This is a genomic window from Streptomyces venezuelae (assembly GCF_008642315.1).
GTDB lineage: Bacteria > Actinomycetota > Actinomycetes > Streptomycetales > Streptomycetaceae > Streptomyces > Streptomyces venezuelae_D.
The window spans coordinates 6,427,058-6,452,787 of sequence record NZ_CP029192.1 but is presented as its reverse complement, the minus strand read 5'-3'; the positions used below and the strand labels follow the sequence as shown (position 1 = coordinate 6,452,787).

At 70.1% G+C, this 25,730-nt stretch carries 25 protein-coding genes, 1 pseudogene and 1 riboswitch; of the genes and pseudogenes, 10 read left to right on the top strand and 16 right to left on the bottom strand.

Annotated elements, in window-relative coordinates:
- The first annotated feature begins 51 nt into the window (after positions 1-51).
- Together DEJ48_RS28310 and DEJ48_RS28305 are read left to right on the top strand one after the other, a co-directional pair.
- Positions 52-1,416 carry an NAD(P)/FAD-dependent oxidoreductase gene (locus DEJ48_RS28310; RefSeq protein WP_150219046.1) on the top strand — a complete coding sequence of 455 codons (1,365 nt, stop codon included), beginning with the start codon at positions 52-54 and terminating at the stop codon, positions 1,414-1,416.
- Positions 1,417-1,626: 210 nt separating this feature from the next.
- Entirely contained in the window at positions 1,627-3,771 is a 2,145-nt protein-coding gene (locus DEJ48_RS28305) for a family 20 glycosylhydrolase (protein ID WP_223832235.1), read from the top strand.
- Positions 3,772-3,821: 50 nt separating this feature from the next.
- On the opposite strand, the gene DEJ48_RS28300 is transcribed toward DEJ48_RS28305, so the two are convergent.
- The gene (locus DEJ48_RS28300; RefSeq protein ID WP_150219045.1) at positions 3,822-5,267 is read right to left on the bottom strand and encodes a regulator; all 1,446 of its coding nucleotides are present in this window, start codon (positions 5,265-5,267) and stop codon (positions 3,822-3,824) included.
- A gap of 217 nt (positions 5,268-5,484) precedes the next feature.
- Here DEJ48_RS28300 and lipB point away from each other — a divergent pair, with 217 nt between their 5' ends.
- The 4 genes from lipB (at position 5,485) to DEJ48_RS28280 (ending at position 8,706) form a co-directional block, all read left to right on the top strand.
- Positions 5,485-6,306, top strand: a complete 822-nt coding sequence (lipB, locus tag DEJ48_RS28295) for a lipoyl(octanoyl) transferase LipB (RefSeq protein ID WP_150219044.1) — start codon at positions 5,485-5,487, stop codon at positions 6,304-6,306.
- A 129-nt stretch (positions 6,307-6,435) separates the two neighbouring features.
- Positions 6,436-7,401 (top strand): lipoyl synthase, encoded by a 966-nt coding sequence (locus DEJ48_RS28290; RefSeq protein WP_150219043.1) that lies wholly within the window; start codon positions 6,436-6,438, stop codon positions 7,399-7,401.
- A 315-nt stretch (positions 7,402-7,716) separates the two neighbouring features.
- Positions 7,717-7,968, top strand: coding sequence for a hypothetical protein (locus DEJ48_RS28285; protein ID WP_150219042.1), 252 nt, complete (start codon positions 7,717-7,719; stop codon positions 7,966-7,968).
- A 30-nt stretch (positions 7,969-7,998) separates the two neighbouring features.
- Positions 7,999-8,706, top strand: coding sequence for a DUF4191 domain-containing protein (locus DEJ48_RS28280; RefSeq protein ID WP_150167013.1), 708 nt, complete (start codon positions 7,999-8,001; stop codon positions 8,704-8,706).
- 176 nt (positions 8,707-8,882) lie between these two features.
- Here DEJ48_RS28280 and DEJ48_RS28275 read toward each other — a convergent pair whose 3' ends face one another.
- Complete coding sequence (locus DEJ48_RS28275) at positions 8,883-9,350, bottom strand: RDD family protein (RefSeq protein ID WP_150219041.1); 468 nt, start codon at positions 9,348-9,350, stop codon at positions 8,883-8,885.
- A gap of 270 nt (positions 9,351-9,620) precedes the next feature.
- On the opposite strand from DEJ48_RS28275, the gene glnA reads away from it, so the two are divergent.
- Positions 9,621-11,030: a type I glutamate--ammonia ligase gene (glnA, locus tag DEJ48_RS28270; protein WP_150221452.1), complete on the top strand. Its 1,410-nt coding sequence runs from the start codon at positions 9,621-9,623 to the stop codon at positions 11,028-11,030.
- Positions 11,031-11,165: 135 nt separating this feature from the next.
- Here the strand turns inward: glnA and DEJ48_RS28265 are convergent, their stop codons facing one another.
- The 6 genes and pseudogenes from DEJ48_RS28265 to DEJ48_RS28240 form a co-directional block, all read right to left on the bottom strand.
- A complete protein-coding gene (locus DEJ48_RS28265; RefSeq protein ID WP_150219040.1) occupies positions 11,166-12,017 on the bottom strand; it encodes a helix-turn-helix transcriptional regulator in 852 nt (283 codons plus the stop codon).
- 635 nt (positions 12,018-12,652) lie between these two features.
- Positions 12,653-13,058: pseudogene (locus DEJ48_RS28260) on the bottom strand (VOC family protein).
- Between the two features lie 49 nt (positions 13,059-13,107).
- Positions 13,108-13,371 carry a hypothetical protein gene (locus tag DEJ48_RS28255; protein ID WP_150219039.1) on the bottom strand — a complete coding sequence of 88 codons (264 nt, stop codon included), beginning with the start codon at positions 13,369-13,371 and terminating at the stop codon, positions 13,108-13,110.
- Entirely contained in the window at positions 13,368-13,637 is a 270-nt protein-coding gene (locus DEJ48_RS28250; protein WP_150219038.1) for a hypothetical protein, read from the bottom strand. Before DEJ48_RS28250 ends, DEJ48_RS28255 begins: the two co-directional genes overlap by 4 nt.
- Before the next feature lie 127 nt (positions 13,638-13,764).
- The gene (locus DEJ48_RS28245) at positions 13,765-14,970 is read right to left on the bottom strand and encodes a helix-turn-helix domain-containing protein (RefSeq protein WP_150219037.1); all 1,206 of its coding nucleotides are present in this window, start codon (positions 14,968-14,970) and stop codon (positions 13,765-13,767) included.
- Positions 14,971-15,005: 35 nt separating this feature from the next.
- Positions 15,006-15,506: an Lrp/AsnC family transcriptional regulator gene (locus DEJ48_RS28240; protein ID WP_150219036.1), complete on the bottom strand. Its 501-nt coding sequence runs from the start codon at positions 15,504-15,506 to the stop codon at positions 15,006-15,008.
- Between the two features lie 115 nt (positions 15,507-15,621).
- Between DEJ48_RS28240 and DEJ48_RS28235 the strand changes: the two genes are divergently transcribed.
- The gene (locus DEJ48_RS28235; protein WP_150219035.1) at positions 15,622-16,266 is read left to right on the top strand and encodes a LysE family translocator; all 645 of its coding nucleotides are present in this window, start codon (positions 15,622-15,624) and stop codon (positions 16,264-16,266) included.
- Positions 16,267-16,389: 123 nt separating this feature from the next.
- The gene (locus DEJ48_RS28230; RefSeq protein WP_150221451.1) at positions 16,390-16,776 is read left to right on the top strand and encodes a PaaI family thioesterase; all 387 of its coding nucleotides are present in this window, start codon (positions 16,390-16,392) and stop codon (positions 16,774-16,776) included.
- Here DEJ48_RS28230 and DEJ48_RS28225 read toward each other — a convergent pair.
- From DEJ48_RS28225 to DEJ48_RS28200, 6 genes are all read right to left on the bottom strand, one after another.
- A complete protein-coding gene (locus DEJ48_RS28225) occupies positions 16,755-17,525 on the bottom strand; it encodes a metallophosphoesterase (protein WP_150219034.1) in 771 nt (256 codons plus the stop codon). The two genes, DEJ48_RS28230 and DEJ48_RS28225, sit on opposite strands and share 22 nt — an antisense overlap.
- Before the next feature lie 150 nt (positions 17,526-17,675).
- Positions 17,676-18,455, bottom strand: a complete 780-nt coding sequence (locus DEJ48_RS28220) for an ABC transporter ATP-binding protein (protein ID WP_150219033.1) — start codon at positions 18,453-18,455, stop codon at positions 17,676-17,678.
- Positions 18,452-19,447, bottom strand: coding sequence for a FecCD family ABC transporter permease (locus tag DEJ48_RS28215; RefSeq protein WP_223832520.1), 996 nt, complete (start codon positions 19,445-19,447; stop codon positions 18,452-18,454). Before DEJ48_RS28215 ends, DEJ48_RS28220 begins: the two co-directional genes overlap by 4 nt.
- 113 nt (positions 19,448-19,560) lie before the next feature.
- On the bottom strand, positions 19,561-20,625 hold the full coding sequence (locus DEJ48_RS28210; protein WP_190537642.1) for an ABC transporter substrate-binding protein: 1,065 nt from the start codon (positions 20,623-20,625) through the stop codon (positions 19,561-19,563).
- Between the two features lie 65 nt (positions 20,626-20,690).
- A riboswitch (cobalamin riboswitch) is annotated at positions 20,691-20,876 on the bottom strand.
- Positions 20,877-20,927: 51 nt separating this feature from the next.
- Positions 20,928-21,386: a VOC family protein gene (locus DEJ48_RS28205; RefSeq protein WP_150219031.1), complete on the bottom strand. Its 459-nt coding sequence runs from the start codon at positions 21,384-21,386 to the stop codon at positions 20,928-20,930.
- A 5-nt stretch (positions 21,387-21,391) separates the two neighbouring features.
- Entirely contained in the window at positions 21,392-22,255 is an 864-nt protein-coding gene (locus DEJ48_RS28200; protein ID WP_150219030.1) for a helix-turn-helix domain-containing protein, read from the bottom strand.
- Positions 22,256-22,475: 220 nt separating this feature from the next.
- On the opposite strand from DEJ48_RS28200, the gene DEJ48_RS28195 reads away from it, so the two are divergent.
- On the top strand, positions 22,476-23,630 hold the full coding sequence (locus DEJ48_RS28195) for an HAD family hydrolase (RefSeq protein WP_223832234.1): 1,155 nt from the start codon (positions 22,476-22,478) through the stop codon (positions 23,628-23,630).
- Between the two features lie 5 nt (positions 23,631-23,635).
- On the opposite strand, the gene DEJ48_RS28190 is transcribed toward DEJ48_RS28195, so the two are convergent.
- Both DEJ48_RS28190 and DEJ48_RS28185 read right to left on the bottom strand, forming a co-directional pair.
- Positions 23,636-24,610 carry an asparaginase gene (locus tag DEJ48_RS28190; protein ID WP_150219029.1) on the bottom strand — a complete coding sequence of 325 codons (975 nt, stop codon included), beginning with the start codon at positions 24,608-24,610 and terminating at the stop codon, positions 23,636-23,638.
- Positions 24,611-24,665: 55 nt separating this feature from the next.
- Positions 24,666-25,643 (bottom strand): alpha/beta fold hydrolase, encoded by a 978-nt coding sequence (locus DEJ48_RS28185; protein ID WP_150219028.1) that lies wholly within the window; start codon positions 25,641-25,643, stop codon positions 24,666-24,668.
- Positions 25,644-25,730: the final 87 nt, after the last annotated feature.

Here is a 25,730-nt window from a genome sequence, read left to right as displayed (position 1 = left end):
CCTGTTGGGGGCATCAGCACCCCATCAGCCGCGCGACCTCGGGAGGGGCACGTGCCAGAGCATGCGCACCATGCGGACGTCGTCATCGTGGGAGCCGGGGCCGCGGGCCTTTCGGCAGCGCACCGGCTGACCAGCGCCGGTGTGAGTACCGTCGTCCTGGAGGCCGCCGAGTGCGTCGGCGGCCGGATGTCGACGGAGAAGGTCGACGGGTTCCGGCTCGATCGGATCGGCCAGCTCCTCACCACCTCGTATCCGGAGCTGCGCCGCACCCCGGGGCTCGACTCGCTCGTGCTGCGCCCCTTCGCGCCGGGCATTCTGGTGCACAGCGACGGCCGCCACCACCGGGCGGCCGAGCGCCTGCCGACACGGAGCGCGAGGGGCGCACTCACCGCAGCGCGCGCCCTTGCGAGCGCCCCCCTCGCGCCGCTGGCCGCGCGGACTCCCGCGCGGACCGGCTCCGGCGCCCCCGCACGCTCCGCCCCGCTCGGCACCCCGCTCGACCAGGCACGGCTCGGCTCGGCGCTGGCCCGGATCGCCGCGACGCCCGTCGACCGCCTCCTCGGCCGACCCGAACTCCCGGCGGCCGACGCCCTCTCCGCACGCGGACTGCCCGCACGCACCATCGAGGGCTTCCTGCGCCCCCTGCTCTCCGCGCTGCTCTGCGACCCCGGCCTGACCACGTCGAGCCGGTGCGCCGACCTCGCCCTGCACGCCTTCGCGCGCGGCCGCCTCTGCCTGCCCGAGGGCGGCGCCGAAGCCCTGCCCGAACACCTCGCGGCCGCCCTGCCGCCCGGCGTGGTCCGCACCGGCGTCCGCGTCACCTCGGTCTCCACGAGCTCGGTCGGGACCGCCGAACACGGCACGTTCACCTGCCGCGCCGTCCTCCTCGCCACCGACGCGCGCGCCGCCGCCGAACTCCTGCCCGGCCTGCGCGTCCCCCCGTTCCACGAGGTGACGGTCGTCCACCACGCCGTACCCGAACCGCCGCTCGACGGCCCCGCGCTGCTCCTGGACGCGGACCGCGCGGGCCCGGTCGCGCACACCGCGGTCATCAGCCAGGTCGACCCGTCGCGCGCGCCCGCGGGCCGCGTCCTGGTCTCCTCGACCGTCCTCGGCCCGCCGCCCGAGGAGTCCGCCGTCCGCGCGCACCTCGCCGCGCTGTACGGCACGCCGACCGACCGCTGGGAGCGCCTCGCCGTCCACCACACCCGGGAGGCCGTGCCCGCGATGCCACCGCCGCACGACGTCCGGCGGCCCGTGCGGCTGCTCTCCGGGCTCTACGTCTGCGGGGACCACCGCGACACCAGCACGGTGCAGGGCGCCCTGCACTCCGGGCGGCGCGCGGCCCACGCCGTCCTCACGGACTTCGGCATCGCGCCCTCGTACGCCCGGGAGACCCTGCCCGCCGCGGCCTGACCCCTCCGATCTATTGTCCCGCTCCCCCGGAAGCCCCCGTGCCCCCACACGGGGGCTTCCCGCTGTCCTCCGAACCCTGCAACTCCCCTTGCCACTGCGGTGGTACGCGGCTACGGTCCTGCCGGATCGCCCAGCAGCGGGAGGACAGCAGTGCGTCGTACCTTGCCGGTGATATCGCTCGCCCTCGGCCTAGTCATGGGAGCTCTGGCCTTGCCCTCCGCCCAAGCCGACGCTCCCCGCGAGGAGCCGTCCGGTGCCGCCGCACCGCCCTCCGTCGTCCCCCGCCCCACCGACTGGACCACGCACGGCGGCCGCACCGCCCTCACGCGCGCAACCCGCATCCTCGTCGACCCGCGCACCGCGTCCGCCACCGCGCTGCCCGCCGGGCGCGCCGAACTCCCGGGCCCGGCACGGCAGTCCGTACGCCGACTGGCCACACAGCTGCGCACGGAGATCGGCCAGGTCACCGGCGTCACCCCGCACATCTCCGACGCCCGCCGCCCGGCCCCCGGAGACATCGTGCTCACACTCACCGGTGAGGGGGCGCAGGGCGCGGAGGGGTACCGCTTCGACAGCAGAGGCCCCGTCCGGGTGGAGGCCGCCTCCACACACGGCCTCTTCTACGGCACCCGCACCCTCCTCCAGCTCCTGCGCGCCACGGCCGACGACCACCGCCAGGTGCCCCGCGCCACCGCCACCGACCGCCCCACGCAGGCGATCCGCATGGTGCACCTCGACGCGGGCCGCAAGTACTGGCGGATCCCGTACCTGGAGAACCTCATCCGGCGGATGGGCGACCAGAAGCTCAACACCCTCCTGCTGCACCTCTCCGAGTCGGAGGGTTTCCGCCTCCACAGCCCCAGGTTCCCCGGCCTCGCCGACCCGGAGCACAGCTACAGCCGCGCCGACATCGAACACCTCAAGGCCTTCGCCGCGCGCCACCACGTACAGCTGATGCCGGGGCTCGAACTGCCCGGTCACGCCACCGCGGTCAGCCGGGCCTTCGGCATCGGCTTCGGCTCGGGCCCGTCCCCCTGCACGGGCGCGCACACGCACTCGCACCTCACGCCCGACTGGATCGTCGACATGACCAGCGACAAGGCGCTGGCGAAGTCGAAGGAGATCGTCGACGAGTTCGCCGGCTGGTTCGACGCGCCGCTCTTCTCCATCGGCGCGGAGGAGGTGCCGGGGCAGCTCGCGCAGTGCCCGCGCGTGAAGGAGTACCTGGCGTCCTCGCCCGACGTCTCCACGCTCGGCGATCTCCTCAACCGGTACATCAACTCACTGGACGACGTGGTCACTTCGCACGGCAAGCGCACCGCCGTCTACAACGGCTCCGAGCACCTGCCCGCGCCCCGGCAGAGGGTGCACGCCCCGGTCGTCTTCCTCACCTGGGAGGGCACGGGCGCCGAGCCGGAGATCCCCGGCCACGACGAGATCGCGATCGGCCCGTTCTACACCACCCCGAACAACTACCACCACCTGTACCCGGACGAGCCCTGGATGTACGGGAGTTGGGCGCCGAGCACCAGCCCCGACATGCTCGGCTCCGGCGTCACGAACTGGGCGGACTACAACTTCTGGGCCGACGACCGCTACTTCGAACAGCACATGGCGGGTGCCCGCGCGATCCTCGCCGACCGCGCGTGGAACGGGTCCGCGACGCCGGACGCACTCGCGGACTTCCGGGCCCGCGCCGCCCGCATCGGCGATCCTCCCGGCGTCACCCCCGCACCCGTCCCGCCCCGCGTGACGGACCGGCCCAGCCACCACTGGACCTTCGACGACGCGGCGTACCCGAGCGGCTGGACGTACGCGGGCAGCCCCGGCAACACGATCCTCGCCGAGGACCGGGCCGGTGGCCTGCACGGCACGTCGTACATCATCGACAACCCGACACCGGTGCCGGGCCCGCGCGGTCAGGCCTGGCGCTTCGACTCCGACCGGGACGGCGTGGGCTTCGGCGGCCTGGACGTCGCCGAACCGTGGACCGTCTCGGTCCGCGTCCGCGCCGGCGCACGCACCGCCGACCAGGTCCTGCTCAGCTCGAAGACGGGCGCCCTGAAACTGATGCAGCACGGCACGGGCAAGGTCGGCTTCACGCGGTACGGCGACACGGACTTCAGCTTCGACCACACGCTGCCGCTGGACCGCTGGACCCGGCTGACCTGGGTGGCCACGCCGGGCAGCACGACGCTGTACGCCGACGGGGAGCGGGTGGGGTCGGTCGCGGCCTCGGTCCCCCTCCCCCTGCGCTCCATCGGCACGGAGAAGGCGGGTCTGCGGGGCGACCTGGACGAACTGGTGACGTGGGACGAGGCGTTGAGCCCCGCCGAGGTCGCTCGCCTCAGGTGAGCTGAAGCGAGCTGAAGTGAGCGACCCCGGCCGTGGTGGGCGGCAGGGTTTCAGCCGAGCGCGGCGACCCTGTCGCGATACCCGCGCACGGGCGCCGCGTCCCGGTAGGGCTCCAGGCGGCGCTCGAACTCGCGCACGTATTCGTACGCCCGCGCGGACCGCATCTCGCCCGCCGCCTGCGCCGCCTCCGAGCCCAGCTGGCAGGCCGTCTCCAGCTCGCCGAGGCCGAGCCGCGCGGTGGCGAGCACCACCCGGCAGAAGAGCCTGCTGCGCGCGAAGCCGGGGGCGCGCAGCTGGAGCGAGCGCTCGGCGTGCTGGGCCGCGGCGCGGTACTGCTGCAGGTCGCGGTAGCTGTGCCCGAACTCGTCCGCCAGCTGTGCCTCGTCGAAGAACCGCGCCCAGTGCGGCACGTCGTCGCCGGGCCGCGCCGCCTCGAGCGACCGCTCGGCCCGCACGAGCGCCGCCGTGCAGGCCCGCACCTCGCCCAGCACTCCGTGGCCCCGCGCCTCCGCCGCGTACAGCAGGGACTGCACGACGTGCGGCGCCGCGGAGCCGACGCCCTGCTGGGCCACCCGCGCGAGCTGCACGGCCTCGCGTCCGTGGCCGAGGTAGACGGCCTGGCGGCTCATCGTGACCAGGACGTACGAGCCGTACGCCCGGTCGCCCGCCGCCTGTGCGAGGCGCAGCGCCTGGACGTAGTACCGCTGGGCGAGGCCGTGGGCCGCGATGTCGTACGAGGTCCAGCCCGCGAGGCGGGTCAGATCGGCGGCGGCCGCGAAGAGCCTGCGGCCCGCCTGCTCTCCGTAGACACCGCGGAGCATCGGCTCGGCCTCGTGCTCCAGATAGCGGACGAGGGCCTGTCGGGCGTGCCCGCCACCGTACGCGTGGTCGAGGGCGCGGAACAGTTCGCCCACGGAGCGCAGCGCCGCGATGTCGCCGTTGCTGACCCGCAGGCCGGGGCCGCGCTCGGGGCCCTGCCGCTGCCGTGGCACGGCGGGGCGGCCCTGCACGGGGACGCGGGCCTGATGCGGGTCGACGTCCCCGCGGCCGACGCGTTCGTCGGCGCGGCCGATCAGCCAGTCCCGGCTCGGCACCACGAGCCCGGCCGGGGTGAACGCGATCTTCCGGAGCTCCGCGTGGCTCCCCGAGTCCTTGCGCCACAGCCCGCCGACGATGTCGACGGCCTCCTCGGGGGTGGCCGCGAACTCCAGCCCCGCGTAGACCGGGGCGCACGCGTCGAGCCCGAGGTCCTGGGCGGACAGGCGCCGTCCGAGCCGTCTCGTGAAGACCTCGGCGATCAGCGCGGGCGTGGTGCCTCTGGGCTGCTGGCCGCGGAGCCAGCGGGTCACGGACGTCTTGTCGTACCGCAGGTCCAGGCCGTGTTCGAGGCCCAGCTGGTCGACGCGGCGGGCGAGGCCCGCATTGGAGAATCCGGCTTCCGAGATGAGCGCGGCTAGCTGGCGGTTCGGGGTGCGCTGCGGGGGTCGTTCCGTCATCGGCTGTGCGGTCTCCTGCCTTTCGGGCCTGCCTTGAGCAGCCCTTATGGCCTCGTGAACGGCGTGAATGTAGCGGCCGTGGCAGCCGGTGTACGCACCTTGCGGGGCCTTTCATCCGATCGTGTGAGGAACCCGGGCCGAGGTTGCCGCCGGAGGTGGCCCGTACAGTGGCAGGGGCGCGATATGTGCACGGTGAACGTTCAGGGAGGCACCTGCCGTGAGTGAGTTTCGGTTCGTCCGGCTGGGTTTTGGGCCGGACTCCGTGGAGTACCAAGAGGCGTGGGACGAGCAGCGCCGTGTGCACGCCGCCCGCTTCGCCGACGAGATCCCCGACACCTGTCTCCTCCTGGAGCACCCGCCTGTCTACACCGCGGGCCGCCGCACCGCGGACAGCGAGCGCCCGCTGGACGGCACCCCCGTCGTCGACGTGGACCGCGGCGGCAAGATCACCTGGCACGGCCCGGGCCAGCTGGTGGGCTACCCCATCCAGAAGCTGCCGCGCCCGGTGGACGTCGTGGCGCACGTGCGCCGCCTGGAAGAGGCGCTCATCCGCACCTGTGCGGAGTTCGGCCTGGAGACCACACGCATCGAGGGCCGCAGCGGCGTCTGGGTCCTCGGCGACCCGGTGGAGCAGCGCCCCGCGCTCGGCGGGCTCTCCCTCGACTTCGACCCGCGGCTGCAGGACGACGAATTCGACGCACGGTTCAACGGTCCCGAGTACGCGCCCTCGAACGCGGGCCAGCGCCGTGAGGACCGGAAGATCGCGGCGATCGGCATCCGCGTCGCCAAGGGCGTGACGATGCACGGCTTCGCGCTGAACGTGAACCCGGACAACACCTGGTTCGACCGGATCATCCCGTGCGGCATCCGCGACGCGGGCGTGACGTCCCTCTCGTACGAGCTGGACCGCGAGATCACCATCGCCGATGTGCTGCCGGTCGCGGAGCGGCATCTGCGCGACGTACTGGAGAACGCGGAGCTGAAGCCGCGCGAGGTGCAGCGTGCGGCGGAACCCGCCGTGGAGCCCGCCTCCGCGTAGGCCGACACCGGGCCGGGGAACCGCATCGGGAATGCACCCCCTTGGCCAGAGGTTGGCCAGAAGTAAGCCCAACGACATCACGGGCGTACCCTGGTGTGCGCCGAAGAATCGAAGCTACAGGGAGCCGATGTGTCCGCAGTCGCACCCGACGGACGCAAGATGCTGCGCCTGGAGGTCCGGAACGCCCAGACCCCCATCGAGCGCAAGCCCGAGTGGATCAAGACCCGGGCGAAAATGGGCCCCGAGTACAACGCCCTGCAGAAGCTCGTGAAGACCGAGGGCCTGCACACGGTCTGTCAGGAGGCGGGCTGTCCGAACATCTACGAATGCTGGGAAGACCGCGAGGCCACGTTCCTCATCGGCGGTGACCAGTGCACCCGGCGCTGCGACTTCTGCCAGATCGACACCGGCAAGCCGCAGGCCCTCGACCGCGACGAGCCGCGCCGCGTCGGCGAGTCCGTCGTCACGATGGACCTGAACTACGCCACGATCACCGGCGTCGCCCGCGACGACCTGGAGGACGGCGGCGCCTGGCTCTACGCGGAGACGGTCCGCCAGATCCACGCGATGACGGCCGAGCGCGCCGAGGGCTACACCAAGGTCGAGCTGCTCATCCCGGACTTCAACGCCGACCCCGACCAGCTGGCCGAGGTCTTCTCGTCCGAGCCCGAGGTCCTCGGGCACAACGTCGAGACGGTGCCGCGCATCTTCAAGCGGATCCGCCCCGGCTTCCGGTACGAGCGCTCCCTCGAGGTCATCACGAAGGCCCGCGAGGCCGGCCTGGTGACCAAGTCCAACCTGATCCTCGGCATGGGCGAGACCCGCGAAGAGGTCAGCGAGGCGCTGCGCCAGCTGCACGAGGCGGGCACGGAGCTCGTCACGATCACCCAGTACCTGCGCCCCACCCCGCGGCACCACCCCGTCGAGCGCTGGGTGAAGCCCGCCGAGTTCGTGGAGCTGAAGGAGGAGGCCGAGCAGATCGGCTTCTCCGGCGTCATGTCGGGCCCGCTGGTCCGCTCCTCGTACCGCGCAGGACGCCTGTACCAGATGGCGATCGAGAAGCGCGGTGCGTACGTGGCGTCGCAGGCGGTGTGACGCAGGCACATGCCTCGCACGTAGGTACTGTGTGAATCGGCGCACAAGCACCTACCACCCAGTAGTGGCCGTAACGACGCGGCCCGTGCGATCCCCGCAGGTGACGGGGACCGTACGGGCCGCGTCAGCGTTTTGGGCCCTCGCATCAACGTTTCATCGGCGTTTGACCACCCGGTCACGCCCTGGTAACACCAATCAGTGACCCTGGTACTACCGCACGTACAGCCCTACCCATAGCCGTACGTACAGCCTGATCCACAGCCTGATCCACAGCCGCTCCCCCCATCTCGAGCCGCTCTCCAGGAGGGCCCCATCATGCAGGCCGCGCCCGTTCGCGCCACGCAGGTTCGCACCACCGCCACGACCTCCGCGCCCGTTCGCGCCACCGCCATCCCGTCCGTCGCCGACGCCCTGCGCGCCGTCGAGTCGCTGCTGCTGAGCGGCGGCCAGCGCACGGCCCGGCGCAATGCCTGGACCTCCGTCCTGGAGGACCGGCGCCGCGCCAAGGACAGGGTCGAGACTCTGCGGGTGCTCGAAGAGGCGGGCACGGCAACCCGCACGTCGTAGCCGCCGCCGGGGGCACGTAGACTTCATCGCATGGCGAGGAAGGAATCCACCGCGGCGGATGCGGCCGCGGAGCCAGGGCGACTCAAGCAGATCGCTCTGACCTACAAGATGACCCGGCGGGCCGACTCCAAAATCGGTCTCATCATCGCGGCTGTGGGAATCGTCACCTTTGGTGTCTTCCTCGCGATCGGCTTCTGGGTCGATCACCCGATCTACCTGGGCATCCTCGGCTTCCTGCTCGCCTTCCTCGCGATGGCGATCGTCTTCGGACGCAGGGCCGAGCGGGCCGCCTTCGGTCAGATGGAGGGTCAGCCCGGCGCGGCGGCCGCGGTGCTCGACAAGATCGGCCGCGGCTGGACGACGACCCCGGCGGTCGCGATGAACCGCAGCCAGGACGTGGTGCACCGCACCGTCGGCAAGGCCGGCATCGTCCTGGTCGCCGAGGGCAACCCGAACCGCGTGAAGAGCCTGCTGGCCTCCGAGAAGAGGAAGATGGCCCGCATCGTTGCGGACGTCCCGGTCCACGACGTCATCGTCGGCACGACCGAGGGCACGGTCTCCCTCAAGAAGCTCCGCACGACGCTCCTGAAGCTCCCCCGCGTCCTCACGGGCCCGCAGGTCACGGCGACGAACGACCGCCTGCGCGCGATGGGCGACCTGATGTCGAACATGCCGCTGCCAAAGGGTCCGATGCCGAAGGGCATGCGGATGCCGCGGGGCGGCCCGAAGGCGAAGTAACTCCTTCTCCACGACGACGAGGGCCCCGGAACCGATCGGTTCCGGGGCCCTCGTCGTCGTAGTGGAATGCGAAGTGCGGAGTACGGCACGCGTCACGCATCACGCGTCACGCGTCATGCGGAATACGGCACGCATCACGCGTCATGCGGAGTACGGCACGCGCCACGCGTCACGTGTCAGATCCGGACCTGGACCGAACGGGAGAGGCGGTCGTGGAGGCCGCGGCCGTCGCGGTCCCAGATCAGGGCGGGGATGACGAGGCACAGCAGGATGCTGCGGACCAGGACCCAGCCGGGGGCGAGGCGGCCGCCGCTCTCGGAGATGACGCGGAGCCGGAAGAGGGCCTTGCCCGGGGTGCAGCCGACCGTGCCGAGGGTCAGCACGCTCATGACGAAGAAGATGCCGAGGGCCCAGTTGCCCATGGCCTGCTGGTCACCGTTCGCGAACAGACCGTATGCGATCACCATGCACAGGCCCCAGTCCACGATGATGCCGCCCATGCGGCGGCCGGGGCGTGCGATCGAACCCGGCCCCTCCTCGGGCAGGCCGAGCTGCTGGCCCCGGTATCCGAAGTCGACTCCGGCGTCTTCCGCGGCGGCGCGGGGGCCGGACAGCCACGATCCGATTGCTTGCCTCTTGTCCACCCGTCCAAGGTACTGGGCGGCTCGCCCAGTCGGGACGGCCGGGGTGGGACAAACCGCGCACGGGGCAGGGCGTGCGCGGGGTGCGGGAGACGCAAGGGGTGCACACCACACCCGGCTCGGTTAACTTCGACGAAACAAATGGGTCATGCTTGAGAAATCCCCCGTCCTTATGGTCGGGTCCCAGCGTGTGCCACCCGCACTGGCGCGCACTGGCCGCACAACGAGCTGCAACCCCGTCCCGCCCCGGGCGGGAGTAGGAGGAGTTGGATGTTGTTCCAGAACGCCGACGACGCAAAGAAGTACATCGCGGACGAGGACGTGAAGTTCATCGACGTCCGATTCTGCGACCTGCCCGGTGTGATGCAGCACTTCACGATCCCGGCGGCGGCGTTCGACCCGGACGAGGAGCTCGCCTTCGACGGTTCGTCGATCCGTGGCTTCCAGGCCATCCACGAGTCCGACATGGCGCTCCGCGCCGACCTGTCGACGGCCCGCGTGGACCCGTTCCGCCGGGACACGACCGTCAACATCAACTTCTTCATCCACGACCCGATCACGGGCGAGCAGTACAGCCGTGACCCGCGTAACGTCGCGAAGAAGGCGGAGGCGTACCTCGCCTCGACCGGCATCGCCGACACGGCGTACTTCGGCCCGGAGGCGGAGTTCTACGTCTTCGACAACGTCCGCTTCCAGACGTCGGCGAACGAGAGCTTCTACCACATCGACTCCGAGGCGGGCGCCTGGAACACCGGTGCGGTCGAGAACAACCGCGGCTACAAGGTCCGCTACAAGGGCGGTTACTTCCCGGCCCCGCCGGTCGACCACTTCGCGGACCTCCGCGCCGAGATCTCCCTGGAGCTGGACAAGAACGGCCTCCAGGTCGAGCGCCAGCACCACGAGGTCGGCACGGCCGGCCAGGCGGAGATCAACTACAAGTTCAACACGCTGCTCGCCGCGGCCGACGACCTGATGCTCTTCAAGTACATCGTGAAGAACGTCGCCTGGCGCAACGAGAAGACCGCGACCTTCATGCCGAAGCCGATCTTCGGCGACAACGGCTCGGGCATGCACGTCCACCAGTCGCTCTGGTCCGGCGGCGACCCGCTCTTCTACGACGAGCAGGGTTACGCGGGCCTGTCGGACACCGCGCGGTACTACATCGGCGGCATCCTCAAGCACGCCCCCTCGCTCCTCGCCTTCACCAACCCGACGGTGAACTCGTACCACCGCCTGGTCCCGGGCTTCGAGGCCCCGGTCAACATGGTGTACTCGCAGCGCAACCGCTCCGCGGCCATGCGCATCCCGATCACGGGCTCGAACCCGAAGGCGAAGCGGGTCGAGTTCCGCGCGCCGGACCCGTCCTCGAACCCGTACCTGGCCTTCTCGGCGCTGCTCCTCGCGGGCCTCGACGGCGTGAAGAACAAGATCGAGCCGCCGGAGCCGATCGACAAGGACCTCTACGAGCTCGCCCCCGAGGAGCACGCGAACGTCGCCCAGGTCCCGACGTCCCTCCCCGCGGTCCTCGACGCCCTCGAGGCGGACAACGAGTACCTCCAGGCCGGCGGCGTCTTCACGTCCGACCTGATCGAGACGTGGATCGACTACAAGCGCACGAACGAAATCGCCCCGATCCAGCTGCGGCCGCACCCGCACGAGTTCGAGCTCTACTTCGACCTCTAGGAGTGCCCGGCTCGAGCGCGGCGATTCCGCCCCTCTGAGCCGCACACAGACTGTGGGCCGTGTCCTTCCTCAAGGGGGAAGGACACGGCCCACAGTTGTTTGACGGATCGCCCGCGCGGCCCATATTTCCATCAGCTACCCAGCGTAGCCAGCCCCGTTCTCCACATCGTCCATGTGAACGACCGCATCCGAGATTCCAACATGGTGCATGAGTGCCCCGACAGACACCTGATAACTCCGGCCGGTTGAGTTCACGGGGAAGGGGAAATCCCCACCCCTCACTTTTCGATATGCAGCGGACTCCGCCACTCCCATCACTTCGGCGGCCGCAGGCAGTCTCATGAACTTGGGATAGAAATCGGAAACGTAATAGTACCGCTCCGCACCGTCGACCCAGACCCTTTCCGCCACTCCCCCTTTCATCACCCTATCCGCAATTCCAGGGTGAAGTCCGTCGCGGATCTCCTGGTGAAACAACGTCATCCGATCGACGCAGTTCATTTTTCGCAGTAGCGCGCCGAAGCGCTCGCCGCGAATCTGCTCTGCAACGACTGGATCTCTCACATCAACAGAGTCTACGACACCGGAAGTCTTTATCGTGAATTCGTTTTCATTCCCCGGAAAAATTGGGACACCATCCATACAGTCAGATGACCACTCACCCCCACATACCTTAGCCCTCTTGTAAGCAATTTCATATGCTCCCTTGACCACCTTATGGCGCACGCTGCCCGGGGGGCACCCTCGTTCCGTGTCCATCCACGCGACAAGCGCGGCCTCAAACATGTCCGAGAGCACATCCTCCAGATCTGTACGCAGATCTCGCGAAATGATGTGCGCGCGCTTACGGAACACAGGCGAGAGACAGTCAATGAAGGCCATTCTCCACATATCCTCGTCGGCCATGTCGGCCAGTCTCGCTGTAGCGATGAGCGCCTCCCAGCGCTTGGATCGCCGACCCCTATTCCTGATCAGATCGTCCATCATTTCACTACGGAAGCGCGGGTACTCAAAGTGCCGCTTAACAGTGCACTCACGAGCATCTCCTGTATGCGCACAGATCGCAGCCCCGCCGAACGCGTCTAGAACATACCGCTCTACGCGGGAGAAGATATCCGCCACGTCCCTGACCCCCAAATTGAACTCTTGCCGGTTAGTCGACAAGAGCATGGCGCGACGGCGTTCGCTTCAATCCCGACTTTCCACGAAAGCTCTCTTCGGGTGAAGAATGTTTGCCGTCAGTTACTACCTAAAATGCGCACCGGTTGCACAGTCACCTCATCCTGAGCACACATCTAATCAGCTCGAAATAGTGGTTACGGTACTACTCCTGCATCTAAAGATCTGGTCGCGATATTGACCGACAATGCGTATGCACCACCCGACCGATCCGCACTTCTGTTGAGCGGAGAGAGCTCCGTGGGCCGAGGGCCGCTCCGTACCCTGACGGCGGCCACTGACATTTAGCGGCGAGCCGTCTCGTACAGTCAGGCTGAGCCCACTCACCCCTTGTAGGAACCCCTATTGGGTCGCGACTTGCAGTCGTTCAACAGATGAGGTGGGCTGCAGTCGTACTCGTCGATCAATTACTTCGCCGTTCCACGGGCGCGGGTTATGCCTTGTCAGTCCTCAGGTCGATGCCGCGGCACGCAGAACTCGTTGCCCTCCAGGACAGCCATCACAACGTGGTGCCCGTCGGACTCTCTGCGGACGCTCCCGCCCATCTTCACCAGGCGCTCGGCCTCCGTCTTGATGCGGGCCCACATCGGAACTGCCGGTTCTTTGGTTGCTTTCGGTTCAGGGACCTTGAGAAGGGAGAGCCGGGGGCCGACGCCGTCAGGATCACACAGCCATGCGGTGTCATCCACGGAATCGTCATCCGAAAGGTCGAACTGCGCGAGCCACTCATCGCGAGTACTAAAGGGTGCGGATGGCGGTTCGTCGACATACCTCAGGGCTGTCTCCCCGGAACTCGGCAAGGAGTTGCGCGTCCGTGCAATCGAGGGTCAGGTCGACGCTGGCGACCAATGACAGGACGGTACTGCGAACCTCTGACAAGCAGGGCTACTGGCGCCGACTAAGTCATGACCGCTCGCCACGGACGGCGGATGATCTCCCGGTAGGCGTGGTGGCCCGGGTGGCGGCCCACGTGCTTGAACACCCAGGCCTGGGCGGTGAGTACGCCGTGCTCGGACTCTTCGAACGGGTCCGACATGGCAGCGGAAGCCGCCTCGTCGTCCTCGCAAACGACGCACACCATTTGGCGGGTGATCGGCTCAGCGTCCGGTTCGGAGTCCGGGGACAGATGCCATGTCACCTCGCGGATCGCGGACTTGGTCACAGGGACCGTCCCTGGACCATCGCGGCTGTGGCTGCCACGCGTACACGCAAGATCTCGTCCTCGCGTGCGGAGCGGACGTGGACGGGGTCCGCGTCCCATTCGCGCCCTCCCGAAGGGGGACGGATCTGAAGACGGCCGCCGACATCGTCCATCACCACTCCCAACCGCTTTCGTGCCTCGTCGACGACCAGCGTGCCGATGGCGGGAGCTTCTGTGCTCGCAGGTGTCGTGTGGGCTTCGACTCGCTCGCGGTTGTCGTCGGTCACGTCGCAGCTCCTCGCAGCTGTGGCCATGCCCTGGACGTCCATGCGTCACAGGGTCTGATCACTGCATGCTTCCGCTGCACACTCGCGGTGAGTTTCACGGCTTGTGAAACTGCGGAGTCTCAGAACGTCAGGCCAGGCCGAGCCACGCGGCGAAACCCGACAGCGCCTCCTTGCCGTAGCGCTCCAGGCGGATCAACGTCTGTGTGACCTCACGGACCTGCGGATGGTTCCTGGTCTGTTCCGGTGATGCCCGCCGGGCCGCTTGGAGCGCGGCGAACGCCTCGCCCCGGTTCCCGTAGTCCAGCCACCCCTTCGCCGCGTCGATGTACCAATGGCCTGCCCGCACCGGCGCTACTGTGGCGGGCAGCCGTGTGCGGCGCGTCCGGCGTGCGACCTCCGGGCCGTCGTACATCTCCACGGCCACCCCGAGTCGATGCATCGCAACGTTGGTCGGACCGAACTCCAGCCCGTAGTGGTTGGCATCGTGGCCAAGGCGCCGAGCCGCCTCCGCCGCGGCGTCCAGATGCGCGTGCGCGGTCGGGGCGTTCCCTTGCCGTGCGGCGAACATGGCGGAGCGCAGGTGAACCGCACCGTGCACGCTCAGTGTGGGTGGATCCATGCAGGAGATGTCCTCGCCAAGGTCCTGGCGTACTCGGTCCAGGAGCCGCATTCCACGTTCGTACGCCGCAGCCTGGAGGAACAGTGTCGAGCGATGCCACTGCGTACGGCTGATCCGCACAGGATCGGCGGATTCCTGCGCCGCCCACTGCACCCGGTCCATCGCTTGAGAACGCAGATCGGACAGCCCGACGGCATAAGCGATGGCCGTCACGCCGGAGTACGCCTCACCCAGCAGCCCGAACAACCGCTCCCGTTCCCTCCCCTGGGCGGCATGGCAGGCAGCCGACAATTCGTCGAGAAGGGGCGGCAACATGGAGCCGAGGCGCGCGTAAAGAGCCTTCCGGCCGAGCGCGGAGGCTGACGCGACATCGGCCGCCAGCTCGTCGAAGGGCCGCAAAGGAAGGTCGTCGTCAGGCAGGTCCCAGCTCAGCATGGACGTCTGAATGTCGGGGACCGTCGCGTGCACCCGCCCGCGGTGAGCGTCCTCGTACGGCTGCCCCGTGAGTTGTTCCAGCCGGACGCCCAGTGCGCGGGCGGCGCCGGCAGTGAGCGAGGGTGTGGCTGGCTTGTGCCCCCGCTCGACTTGAGCGATGAGCGATTTCGAGCACGGGATGCGATGGGCCAACTGCAGTTGTGTCAGCCCACGTGCTCTGCGGGCCTCCGCAATACGGTGCCCGATACGATCACGCGCGCTGTCATTGGCGTAGGGCATCCAGGATCCCTTCTGGCTTAACACTCGGAATGTACCTACCCCCGTCGTGCCCGGCCTCCCTCCCTGGTCGGGGCCGGAGTCGGCTGTTCCGGCAGAGGTCGGTCGTGGACCACGTTCTTCATGACCAAGGTGGACGTCAGGCGTTGGACGCCGGGGAGCTTGGCGAGTTGCTGGTCGTAGAGCTGTTGGTAGGTGGCGAGGTCGGCCGTGGCTACGCGGAGGAGGTAGTCCGGTTCGCCGAACAGGCGTTGGGCCTGGGTCACGTGCGGAACCGCCGCCACCGCCGCCTCGAACGTCTCCACCGTGTCCCGGTCCTCCCAGCGCAGCGTGGCGAAGACGAGGGCCTCGAAGTCCAGGCCGACGGCGGCCGGGTCCACCACCGCTCGGTAGCCGCGGATCGCGCCCGCGCGTTCCAGGTCGCGGAGACGGCGGTGGCAGGGGGAGACGCTGAGCTTCACGCGCGCCGCCAGTTCCGTGACCGTGAGGCGGCCGTCCAGCTGCAGCTCGGTAAGAATTTTCCTGTCCATGGCATCCATGGGGAGATTCTCCCCCGGGATGGGTGCTATCGGGGAATCTTCGGAAACACTTTTGGCGACTTTCCTCCTAATCTTCCTCAGGGAACAGAGGTTTTGAGGGAACGGACATAAGTACATGGATACGGCGACAGTGGCGGCCTTTCTCGCGGTGGATCTGCTGCTGATCTTCACGCCGGGCGCGGACTGGGCGTACGCGATCACCGCGGGGCTTCGGGACCGGTCCGTCGTGCCCGCGGTCGCCGGGCTCATAGCCGGATACGCGGGGTACACGCTGCTCGCCGTCGCCGGGCTCGTGGTGATCGTGGCCAGTTCGGCGACCGTCCTCACGGTGCTCACCGTCGCCGGGGCCGGGTATCTGGTGTGGCTGGGGTGGGGAGTCGTGAGGGCGCCCGTCGCCCCCACGGCGACGGCGACGGCGGCGGCGACCAGTACGTCCGGTGGCGGGAGCCCGTCCTCCGCGTGGCACGTCGCCCTCAAGGGGGCCGGGACCAGCGGGCTCAATCCCAAGGCGCTGTTGCTGTACTTCGCGTTGTTTCCGCAGTTCATCGACTCCGCTAGCGACTGGCCCGTCGCCGCGCAGACCGGGCTGCTCGGCACGCTCCACATGACCGCCTGCGCCGTCGTCTACCTCGGCGTCGGCATCCTCGCGCGGACCGTGCTGAAGGCCCGGCCGTCCGCCGCGCGGGTGGTGACCCGGGCCTCCGGTGCCATGATGATCGCCATCGGCGGGTTCCTGTTGGTGGAGCAGTTGGCCGGCTGACAGGTCCGCGAACAGCCGACGACGGGGAGGCAGTACGTGCACGGGCTGGAGCGGAGCGAGGACGGGGCCGTCGGGCCTGAGGTGCGGTCGCGTGTCGCGGCCAGCTTCGATCGGCAGGGGCTGATGCGGCATCTCGGTGCCCGTATTTCCCGCATCGCGCCGGGGCGCGTACACATCGTGCTGCCCGCCCGGCCCGAAGTCACCCAGCAGAACGGGTACTTCCACGCCGGTGCCACCAGCGCCATCGCCGACAGCGCTGGTGGTTACGCCGCCTACACGCTGTTCCCCGAAGGGGCGGACGTCCTCACCGTCGAGTACAAGATCAACCTCCTCGCACCCGCCGTCGGCGATCACATCGAGGCCGTCGGGACCGTACTGAAGTCCGGACGGACCCTGACCGTCTGCCAGTTGGAGGTGTACGGGGTGCGGGAGGAGGACGGCTCACGCACGCTCGTCGCCCATGGGCAGCAGACCCTCATACGCGTGGGTCAGACGGCGACGGAGCGGTAGTGCGTCGTCAGGCGGCCCGTGTCGTCCAGGACGTGGAACGCGACCGCCGGGGGCAGGTCGCGGTGGACGTGGTGGGTGGGGTGCGTTTGGGGTTCCCAGGGGAGGCGGAGGGTGGAGACCACTCCTGGGGCCACCAGTAGGGGGCGGTTCGCGAATGTTGTGGCCGCGGGCGTGTGTGCGTGGCCTGCCAGGAACGCCGTGACGTTCGGGTGGCGTGACGTCAGGTCGGCCAGGCGGTCCTCGTCGAACTGGCGGATGCCGTCCACGTAGGGCGTGTTGAGCGGGACCGGCGGGTGGTGGAAGCCGATCAGGACGGGGCGGGTGGGTGGGGTGTCGGCGAGGAGGGTGGACAGCCAGGTCAGGGTTTCGTCCTCCAGGCGTCCGTGGTCCTCGCCCGGTACCGACGTGTCGCACAGGGCCAGGGTGAAGGTGTCCGTGGCGTGGACCGTGTTGATCGGGGTCTTGCTCGGCGGCTCGCCCAGGAAGTGTTCGCGGTACGCGGCGCGCTCGTCGTGGTTGCCGGGGCAGGTCAGCAGCGGGTGCCGGGTGGTGGTGAGGAGATTGCGGGCCGCCTCGTACTCGGACGGGGTCGCGTGGTCCGCGATGTCGCCGGTCGCTATGACTGCGTCCAGGTCGTACGGGAGGCTGTTCAGGTACTCCATGACCGCCCGGGTGCGGTCGACGCTGCGGCCGCCGTCCTCCGGTCCGGTGTCGATGTGGGTGTCGCTCAGGTGCGCGATCACGATCATTGGAGGAGTCCTCTCCCGTAAGTGCCTCGTGCACGGTCGGTGGTGCCATGTGCGCGGTCGGTTGTGCCATGTGCGCGGTCGGTGCCTCGTGCACGGCCGATGCCTCGTACGCCGTCAGTCTGCGTTGTCTGGCTGACCCGGCGGAACCCTTTACGGGCGTACGAACCGCACCGACGGGCGCCCGGCCTCCGGCGTCACCACCGCCCGCACCCCGTACACCTCCGCGATCAGCTTCTCCGTGATGACCTCCGCGGGCGTGCCCGCCGCGTACGCCGTGCCCTCCTTGAGGATCAGCACGTGGTCGCAGAACATCGACGCCAGGTTGAGGTCGTGCAGCGCGATCACGCTCGTGACGGGGAGCTCGGCGACCAGGGAGAGCAGGTCCAGTTGGTGCTGTATGTCCAGGTGGTTGGTGGGTTCATCGAGGAGGAGTTCGCGGGGCTCCTGGGCCAGGGCGCGGGCTATCTGGACGCGCTGGCGTTCGCCGCCGGAGAGCGTGTGCCAGGCCTGGGCGGCGCGTTCGGCGAGTCCGGTGCGTGCGAGGGCCTCGCGTACGGCCCGTTCGTCCTCGGGCGTGGGGGTCGACCAGGCGCGGCGGTGCGGGATGCGGCCGAGACGTACGACGTCCCGTACGGTCAGTTCGACCTGCGTCGCCGCGTGCTGCTCGACCACGGCGATCCGTCGGGCCACCGCTCGGCGGCCCGTGTCCGACAGGGTCCGGCCGTCCAGGGTGATCACACCGGACGCCGGGGCCAGGACACCCGCGAGCAGGCGCAGGAGCGTGGACTTGCCGGAGCCGTTGGGGCCCAGGAGACCGACTGTGGCGCCGGGGGGCGGAGCCAGGCTCACCCCGTCGACGATCAGTCTGCCGCCCGCCTCCCGGCTGACGCGGTCCGCCCGCAGCCCCTCGACGATGCTCGGAGACGTCATGTCGTCCTCCGTGTCCTGTACAGCACCGCCACGAACGCCGGTACGCCGATGAGTGAGGTCACCACGCCGACCGGGACCTCCTGCGGGTCCAGGGCCGTGCGGGCCAGCGTGTCCACCCAGACCAGGAAGACCGCCCCGGCGAGCGCCGTGACCGGGAGGAGTCTGGCGTGGCCCGAGCCGACGACCGCGCGGGCCGCGTGCGGCAGGACAAGGCCGACGAAACCGATCGCGCCCGCCGAGCTGACCAGCGCCGCCGTGAGCAGCGCCGTCGTGCAGAGCAGGACGAGCCGGGTGCGGGCCACCCGGACGCCCAGCGCCGCCGCGGCCTCCGGGCCGAACGCGAAGGCGTCGAGCGTACGGGCGTGGCCGAGGCAGATGACCAGCGCCGCCACGAGCACCGCGCCGCACAGCCACACGTCCGTCCAGCCGACCCCGCTGAGCGAGCCGAGGAGCCAGAACAGCACGCCGCGCGTCGTCTCCGCGTCGCCCGCCGTGAGGACGACGAAGGAGGTCAGGGCGGAGAAGAGCTGCATGGCCGCGACGCCCGACAGCACGACGCGGTCCGTGGTGTCGCCGAGGGTGTGGCTCAGGAGCAGGACGAGGGCGAAGGAGCAGAGCGCGCCGGCGAAGGCGCCCGCCGAGACGGACACCACTCCCCCGCCGACGCCGAGGACGACGACCGCGACCGCTCCCGTGGACGCCCCGGACGACACCCCGAGCACGAAGGGGTCGGCGAGCGGGTTCCGGAGCAGGGACTGCATGACCGCCCCGCAGACCGCGAGGCCCGCGCCGCAGACGGCGGCGAGCACGGTGCGCGGCATCCGCAGGTTCCAGACGATGCCGTCCCTGATCGGGGTGAGCGGGCTGTCGCCCCAGCCGAGGTGGGCGGCGACGGTCGACCACACGTCGGGCACGGAGATGTCCGCGGGGCCGATGGTGACGGCCACGGAGACGGAGAGGACGAGCGCCGCTGCCCCGGCGAGCCACAGCAGCGCTTGCCGGACGCGGGCGGAGGCAGAGGCGGTGCCGACCGCACCGGACCCCGCACCAGGCCCCGCACCGAGTCCCGCACCAGGCCCCGCGTCGGCGTCCGCCGCGACCTCTCTCACTTGGTCAGCCCGAACTTCCGCAGGCCCGCCGCCACTTGCTCGACGCCGTCGACCGTACGGATCGTGGGGTTCATGGCCTGGCCGCTCAGCAGGACGTACCGCTTCTTCTTCACGGCGGTCAGGTTCTTGGTCGCCGGGTTGGTCTCCAGGAACTTGATCTTCGCCGCGGCGCTCTCCGCGGACTGCGACTTGCGGGTGAGGTCGCCGATGACGAGGACGTCGGGGTCGCGGTCGGCGACGGTCTCCCAGTTGATCTGGGGCCACTCCTCGCGGGTGTCGTCGAAGACGTTCTTCGCGCCGAGTTCGCGGGTGATGATGCCGGGGGCGCCGCAGCAGCCCGCCATGTACGGGGCGTCGGAGTTGGCGAACCAGTACATGAGCTTCGTGCCGGAAGCGGCGGACGCGTCGATGTCCTTCGTGGCCTTCGTGACCCGCGCCTTGAGATCGGCGACCAGCTTCTCGCCGCGCTTCTCGACGTGGAAGACCTTCGCCAGGTCGCGCACCTCGCCGTAGACGGTGTCCATGGTGAGGGTCTTGACGCGCTTGCCGTCGCCGCCGCCGTCGTTGTCCTTGCCCGCGCAGTCGCTGGGCGAGACGTAGACGGGCACGTTGAGCTCGTCGAACTTCGCGCGGTCGGCGACACCGCCCTTGCCGACCGTGTAGAGGAAGGACGCGCTGACGAAGTCCGGCTCCTTGGAGAGGACCTTCTCCAGCGACGGATAGCGGTCGGCGAGCCGCTCGACCTTCGCGTTCTCCTTCTCCAGGTTCTTCAGGACCGGGTCGGTCCAGGTTCCGGTGCCCACCATGCGGTCGGCGAGACCGAGCGAGAGGAGGATCTCCGTGGAGCCCTGGTCGAGGGAGACGGCCCGTTGCGGCGGGGCCGCGACCTCGGCCTTCTTGCCGCAGGAGGCGACCGTCACGGGATAGCCCTTGGCCTTCGCCCCCGCCTCCTGCCCCGTCTGCTCCGAGGCGCCGCCACCGCACGCGGTGAGGGCGAGTGCTCCGGCGCAGCACAGGGCGAACTTACGTATACGGGTACGGGTACGGGCTGTCGAGGACACATGATCCCTTGAGTCTCACGGCTCATACGCGGAGCCTGGCCTGCGTCGGACCCCCGCCGCCGGGTGAGCGGCCGGAGGGCGCCAGCAGGTCTTCGGACTCGGGATCGGCCGGGCGGGGCGCCTTCCCGGGCGTCTCGCGACACCCAGTGGCCGTGGCCCCGCCCGTCCCCCTCACCGCTGCGCGTCAGTTCCGGATTCGCACCGGATTCCCTGGCCCAGGTGTGGGTTTGACTGGCTTGCGCAAGTTATCACGCGGCTTGACGGGCCCGGCGTGCCGGCTTCACGGGCCCGGCGTGCCGCCCTCACGGGCCCGACGTCGGTGCGGGCCTCGGCTCGCCCCGGTACGTACCGAAGGACCACCGGTTGCCCTCCGGGTCCTCGATACCGAACTCACGGCTTCCGTAGGGCTTGTCCTCGATCTCGCTGATGACCTTCACACCGGCGTCCCGGAGCCGCCGGTACAGGTCGTCGACGTGGTCGGTGACGACGTAGGCGCCCGCCGTGCCGGGCCTGCCGCAGGTGGCCTCGTTCGCCGGGTCGTACGAGCCGAGCATGACACCGCCGCCCTCGGGCCAGTCGAGCTGGGCGTGGGCGACGCGGCCCTCGTCCTCGTAGACGGCGGTGCGCAGGAAGCCGACGGTGCCGACGAGGAATTCGATCAGGGCGGGGGCGTCCTGCGCCTGGAGGCCCGGCCAGATCGCCGGGGCGGGCGTGCTGAGGCCGGGCTGCTGCTCTTGCGTGGTGTTCCGGTTCGTTTCCATGCCCCCTACTCTTCGCCCCGGCCGTGCGCCCCGGCTTGGATATTCCGGCACTCTTCGGCCAGCCAGCCGGTCGGCGCCATCCCTGTGTACTGCTGGAAGTCGCGTACGAGGTGGGAGTGGTCGTAGTACCCCGTGTCGGCCGCGACCCGGGCGAGGTCCGGCGGCGCGCCCGCCGCGACCGCGCGGGCCACCGCGGACTTGGCGTGCTGGAAACGCATCAGGCGGGCCGCCTGCTTGGGCGTCAGCCCCGTCTCGCCGCGGAACAGCGCGGTCAGCCTGCGTTCGCTGAGCGCGACGTGCCGGGAGAGACCGCCGAGCGTGCCCGCGCCCCGGTGTCTGGCCAGCCACGCCCAGGCCTCGGCGACCTCGGGGCGGACGGTTCCCGCGGTGTCCTGCGCCGCGGCCGCGCGCCGCCGCAGGTACGCCGAGAGGAGGGCGAAGCGGTCCTCCCAGCGGTCGAGCGCGCACAGCCGTTCGCGGATGCCGGCGGCCGGGTCGCCGAGGACGTCCGTGCCGCCGACGACGAGCTCCCCGGTGAGGCCCGCCGCGGGCAGGCCGAGGAGCGCGCGGGCCGCGAGGGGGTGCACGGCGAGCTGGATGCCCGCCTCGTGCTCGGGCTGTACGACGTACGCGGGGCTCTGGTGCAGGCCGCCCACGACGATGTCGGTGCGCGTCGCGTCCGCGCCTGTGGCCTGCTCCGGGGTGCTGCCGGTGGCGATGGTGCCGTCCAGGGAGAAGATCAGCGTCAGGTACGGCGAGGGGAGGCCGCGGTGCAGACCGGGGCGCTGCCCCTCGGTGCGGTAGCCGACCGCGGAGATCACCATGCCGTCGAGGCCGGGCGCGGCCCGGACGAACTCACGGGAGTCCATGGTCCCAGTATGCGACCCAGTGAGCCGCGCCCCCGTGAGCAGAACCGTGCGGGACCAGGCGGGACCAGGCGGAACCCCTCCGCTACCCGTGTTCACCCGCCCCATGCCCCCGCGCCACGGTGACTTCGATCATGGGAAATGTCGGGGCCGCCCCATAGCATTGCGCGCCGCTCCGGTCGGGGCGCACATCGCTCGCAGGGAACGGCAGGGACGTAGAGACATGGCAGCACGGGCAGTACGGACACAGAGCGCACGGGCAAAGAGCAGGCTTGCCGTCATCGGCACCACAGGCGCGCTGGCCGCCGCCGTGCTCGCGGGCAGCGCCCTGTGGCCGACGGACGAGGCGAGCGCCGCCGATACCTCCGCGGCCACCGCCCGCGAGCTGTCCCACTGGCCGAAGCCCGTCGCGAAGCAGCTCGGCAAGGTCATCGCGGAGAACGACCACAAGGGTGCGTACGCCGTCTTCGACGCGGACAACACGACGTACCGCAACGACCTGGAGGAGTCGCTGCTGCCCTTCCTGGAGATGAAGGGCGTCCTCACCCGCAAGACGATGGACCCGTCCCTGAAGGTCATCCCCTTCAAGGACAAGGCCGGGCACAAGGAGAGCCTGTACAGCTACTACAACCGGCTGTGCGAGGTGGACGACCAGGTCTGCTACCCCTGGGCCGCGCAGATCTTCTCCGGCTTCACGCTGAAGGAGCTCAAGGGGTACGTCGACGAGCTCCTGGCGTACAAGAAGCCGATCCCCGCCGAGTACTACGAGGACGGGAAGCTCACGAAGACCGAGGTGAAGCCGCCGGAGTTCTCGCGCGGCATGCAGCAGCTCTACAAGACGCTGCGGGCGCACGGCGTCGAGGTGTACGTGGTCAGTGCGGCCAGTGAGGACCTGGTGCGCATGGTGCTCGCCGACCCGAAGTACGGCTACGGCGTGAAGCCGCAGAACGTCATCGGTGTCTCCATGCAGCTCAAGGACCGCAAGACCGGTGAAGTGACCAGCTCCCGCAAGGAGATCGCCGAGGGGCGCTTCGGCGAGAAGGACCGCGCGGAGCTCGCGAAGCGCGAGCTGACGCCGAACCTGTGGGCGCCGCTGACCTGGTACGAGGGGAAGCCCGCGGCGATCAACACGTACATCGACGAATGGAAGAAGCCGATCCTGGCGGCCGGTGACACCCCGGCCAGCGACGGGCCGATGCTGTTCCACTCCGCCGATGTGGCGCACGGCGGTGTGCGGGTGTGGGTCAACCGCAAGGACTCGTACATGAAGCAGCTCGACGGGATGAAGAAGAAGAACGCGGAGCGGCAGCGTGAGCTGGGCCAGAAGGTGACCGCCGACAAGCGGTGGCTGACGGTCACTCCGGACCAGATCGGCTGAGCCGGTCAGTCGTCCAACGCGCGGAAGGCGTCGGCCACTTGGGTGCGGTCGGCGCCGTCCGCGAGCAGGGCGTGCAGGAGCAGGCGTGCCTTCGGCGCGTCCAGGGTCCCGGCGGAGAGCAGGCCGCGGCCGAGCATGTCGTACTCCGATCCAGGGCCCTGGTACGTCTCGCTGAGCAGCGGGCCCGCGCCCGTGCGGGAGGCGAGCACGACGGGCATGCGGGCGGCGAGGTCGGTCAGCGGGTCAACGAGCCAGGTGGGGACGTGGCCCGCGCCGAACGCCGCCACGACCAGGCCCCCGAACCGTTCGTCGACCGCTTCGAGGAGTTCCCCGCGGTCCCCGAGGGTGAGCGTGACGAGGGCGACGCGGGCGGCGCCGCTCAACTTCAGGGGGCGTTCGGTCACCGGCCGGGCGGGGTGGAACAGGATGCGCGGCCTGCCCTCGACGACCCGGCCGAGCGGCCCCGCGCCCGGCGATGCGAACGTCGCGACGGACGTGGTGTGCGTCTTGCGTACGTGCCGCGCGGCATGGATCTCGTCGGCGAGGACCACGACCACGCCGAGGCCCGCGCACCCGGGATCGGCCGCGACGGCCACGGCCGCGGCGAGGTTCGCCGGGCCGTCGGCGCCCGGCAGGTCGGGCCTGCGCATCGCGCCGGTCACGACGACGGGGGCGCGGCGCGCACAGGCGAGGTCGAGCAGGAAGGCGGTCTCTTCCAGGGTGTCGGTGCCCTGCACCACGACGACACCGTTCCCCTGAGCCGTAGCCGCGTCGACCCGTCCGACGAGCTCGGCCACGTCCTCGACGCTCAGTGAGGAACTGGGCAGCCTGCGCACGTCGTGCACCTCGACCTCGACACCGCCCGGCACGTCCCCGACGCCCGCGAGGACCGCACGCCCGGACAGCCGAGGCGAACTTCCCCCGCCCTGCGCGGAGATGGTGCCGCCGAGAGTGAACACAGACACGGTCGTCGTCGCCATGCGCCCCATCTTCTCCCGGAGTCCCGGAGCCCCGGACGCACGGAGCCCCGGAGGGTCAGGAGCCGGTGGCCGCGCGGTGGGCGGCGAGGGTTCTGGGGTGGGGGTGCTCTTCCGTGGTCCATGCCGCCACCCACTTCGCCAGGGCGCCGCCCGCCCGGGTCCAGGCGAAGTGGTCGAGCGGGGCGCCCGCCTCCTGGGTCGTGTAGTGGCGGCGGGTCAGGCGGGCCTCCGGAGCCTTGTCCAGGAGATGGGTCAGGGAGGAGGCGGGGGCGTACGTGTCGTCGTCGACCGAGATCGCCAGGACGGGGAGGGTGAGGGTGGCGAGTGTCGATTCGTAGTCGAGGGGAGAGCCTTCCGCGCTGTAGCGGCCCGTTCGCACCTGTCTCGCCCAGTCGCGCATGACGCCCTTGGGCTGGTTGCCGCCGAAGCCGAGGCGGGTGCCGGGCCAGCGGCCGAGAACCGTCGCCGTGCCGGCGATCAGGAGCTGCACGAGGAGCAGGCCCGCGCCGCGCAGCGGGGCGAAAGCGCGGAACCAGACCGAGCCCGTGGCGACCACGGCGACGCCGTCCACGGCGGGGCGTCGCGCCGATGCCGCGTACACCAGGGCGAGTTGGCCGCCGAGGCTGTGGCCGAGCAGGAACAGGGGCGGCTCGGTGCCGAGTTCGTCGCGGATCGCGGCCACGACCGCGGGGAGGTCCTCCTCGACGATCGCCCGGTACCCGTGCCCCGGGGCGCCGCGCCCCGCCGCGGACGGCGCCGACTCGCCCTGGCCGCGCAGGTCGACGGTGAGCACCGTCAACCCCTCGTCGTGGAGCTGGCGCGCGAAGCGGCGGTAGAAGCGGGCGGGGACGCCCATCGCGGGGAGGATGAGCACCATGGGGGCGGGGGGCGGGCCCGGCGCCGGGCCCGAGCCGGACGGCAGGAAGCGTTCCGGCTCGGGGACGCGGAGCGCACGCACGGGAAGCCGCGTGCCGTCCGGGAGTTCGGCGGTCGTCAGGAGCGGCAGTTCGCCGACGGGTTCCTGCTGGGTCATGAGGTTCAGCATGTCCCATCACACAGGTGAACGCACCGCATCGTGTGCGGAACGGGGCACCTGGAAGGCCAATTCCCTCCAGGTGGC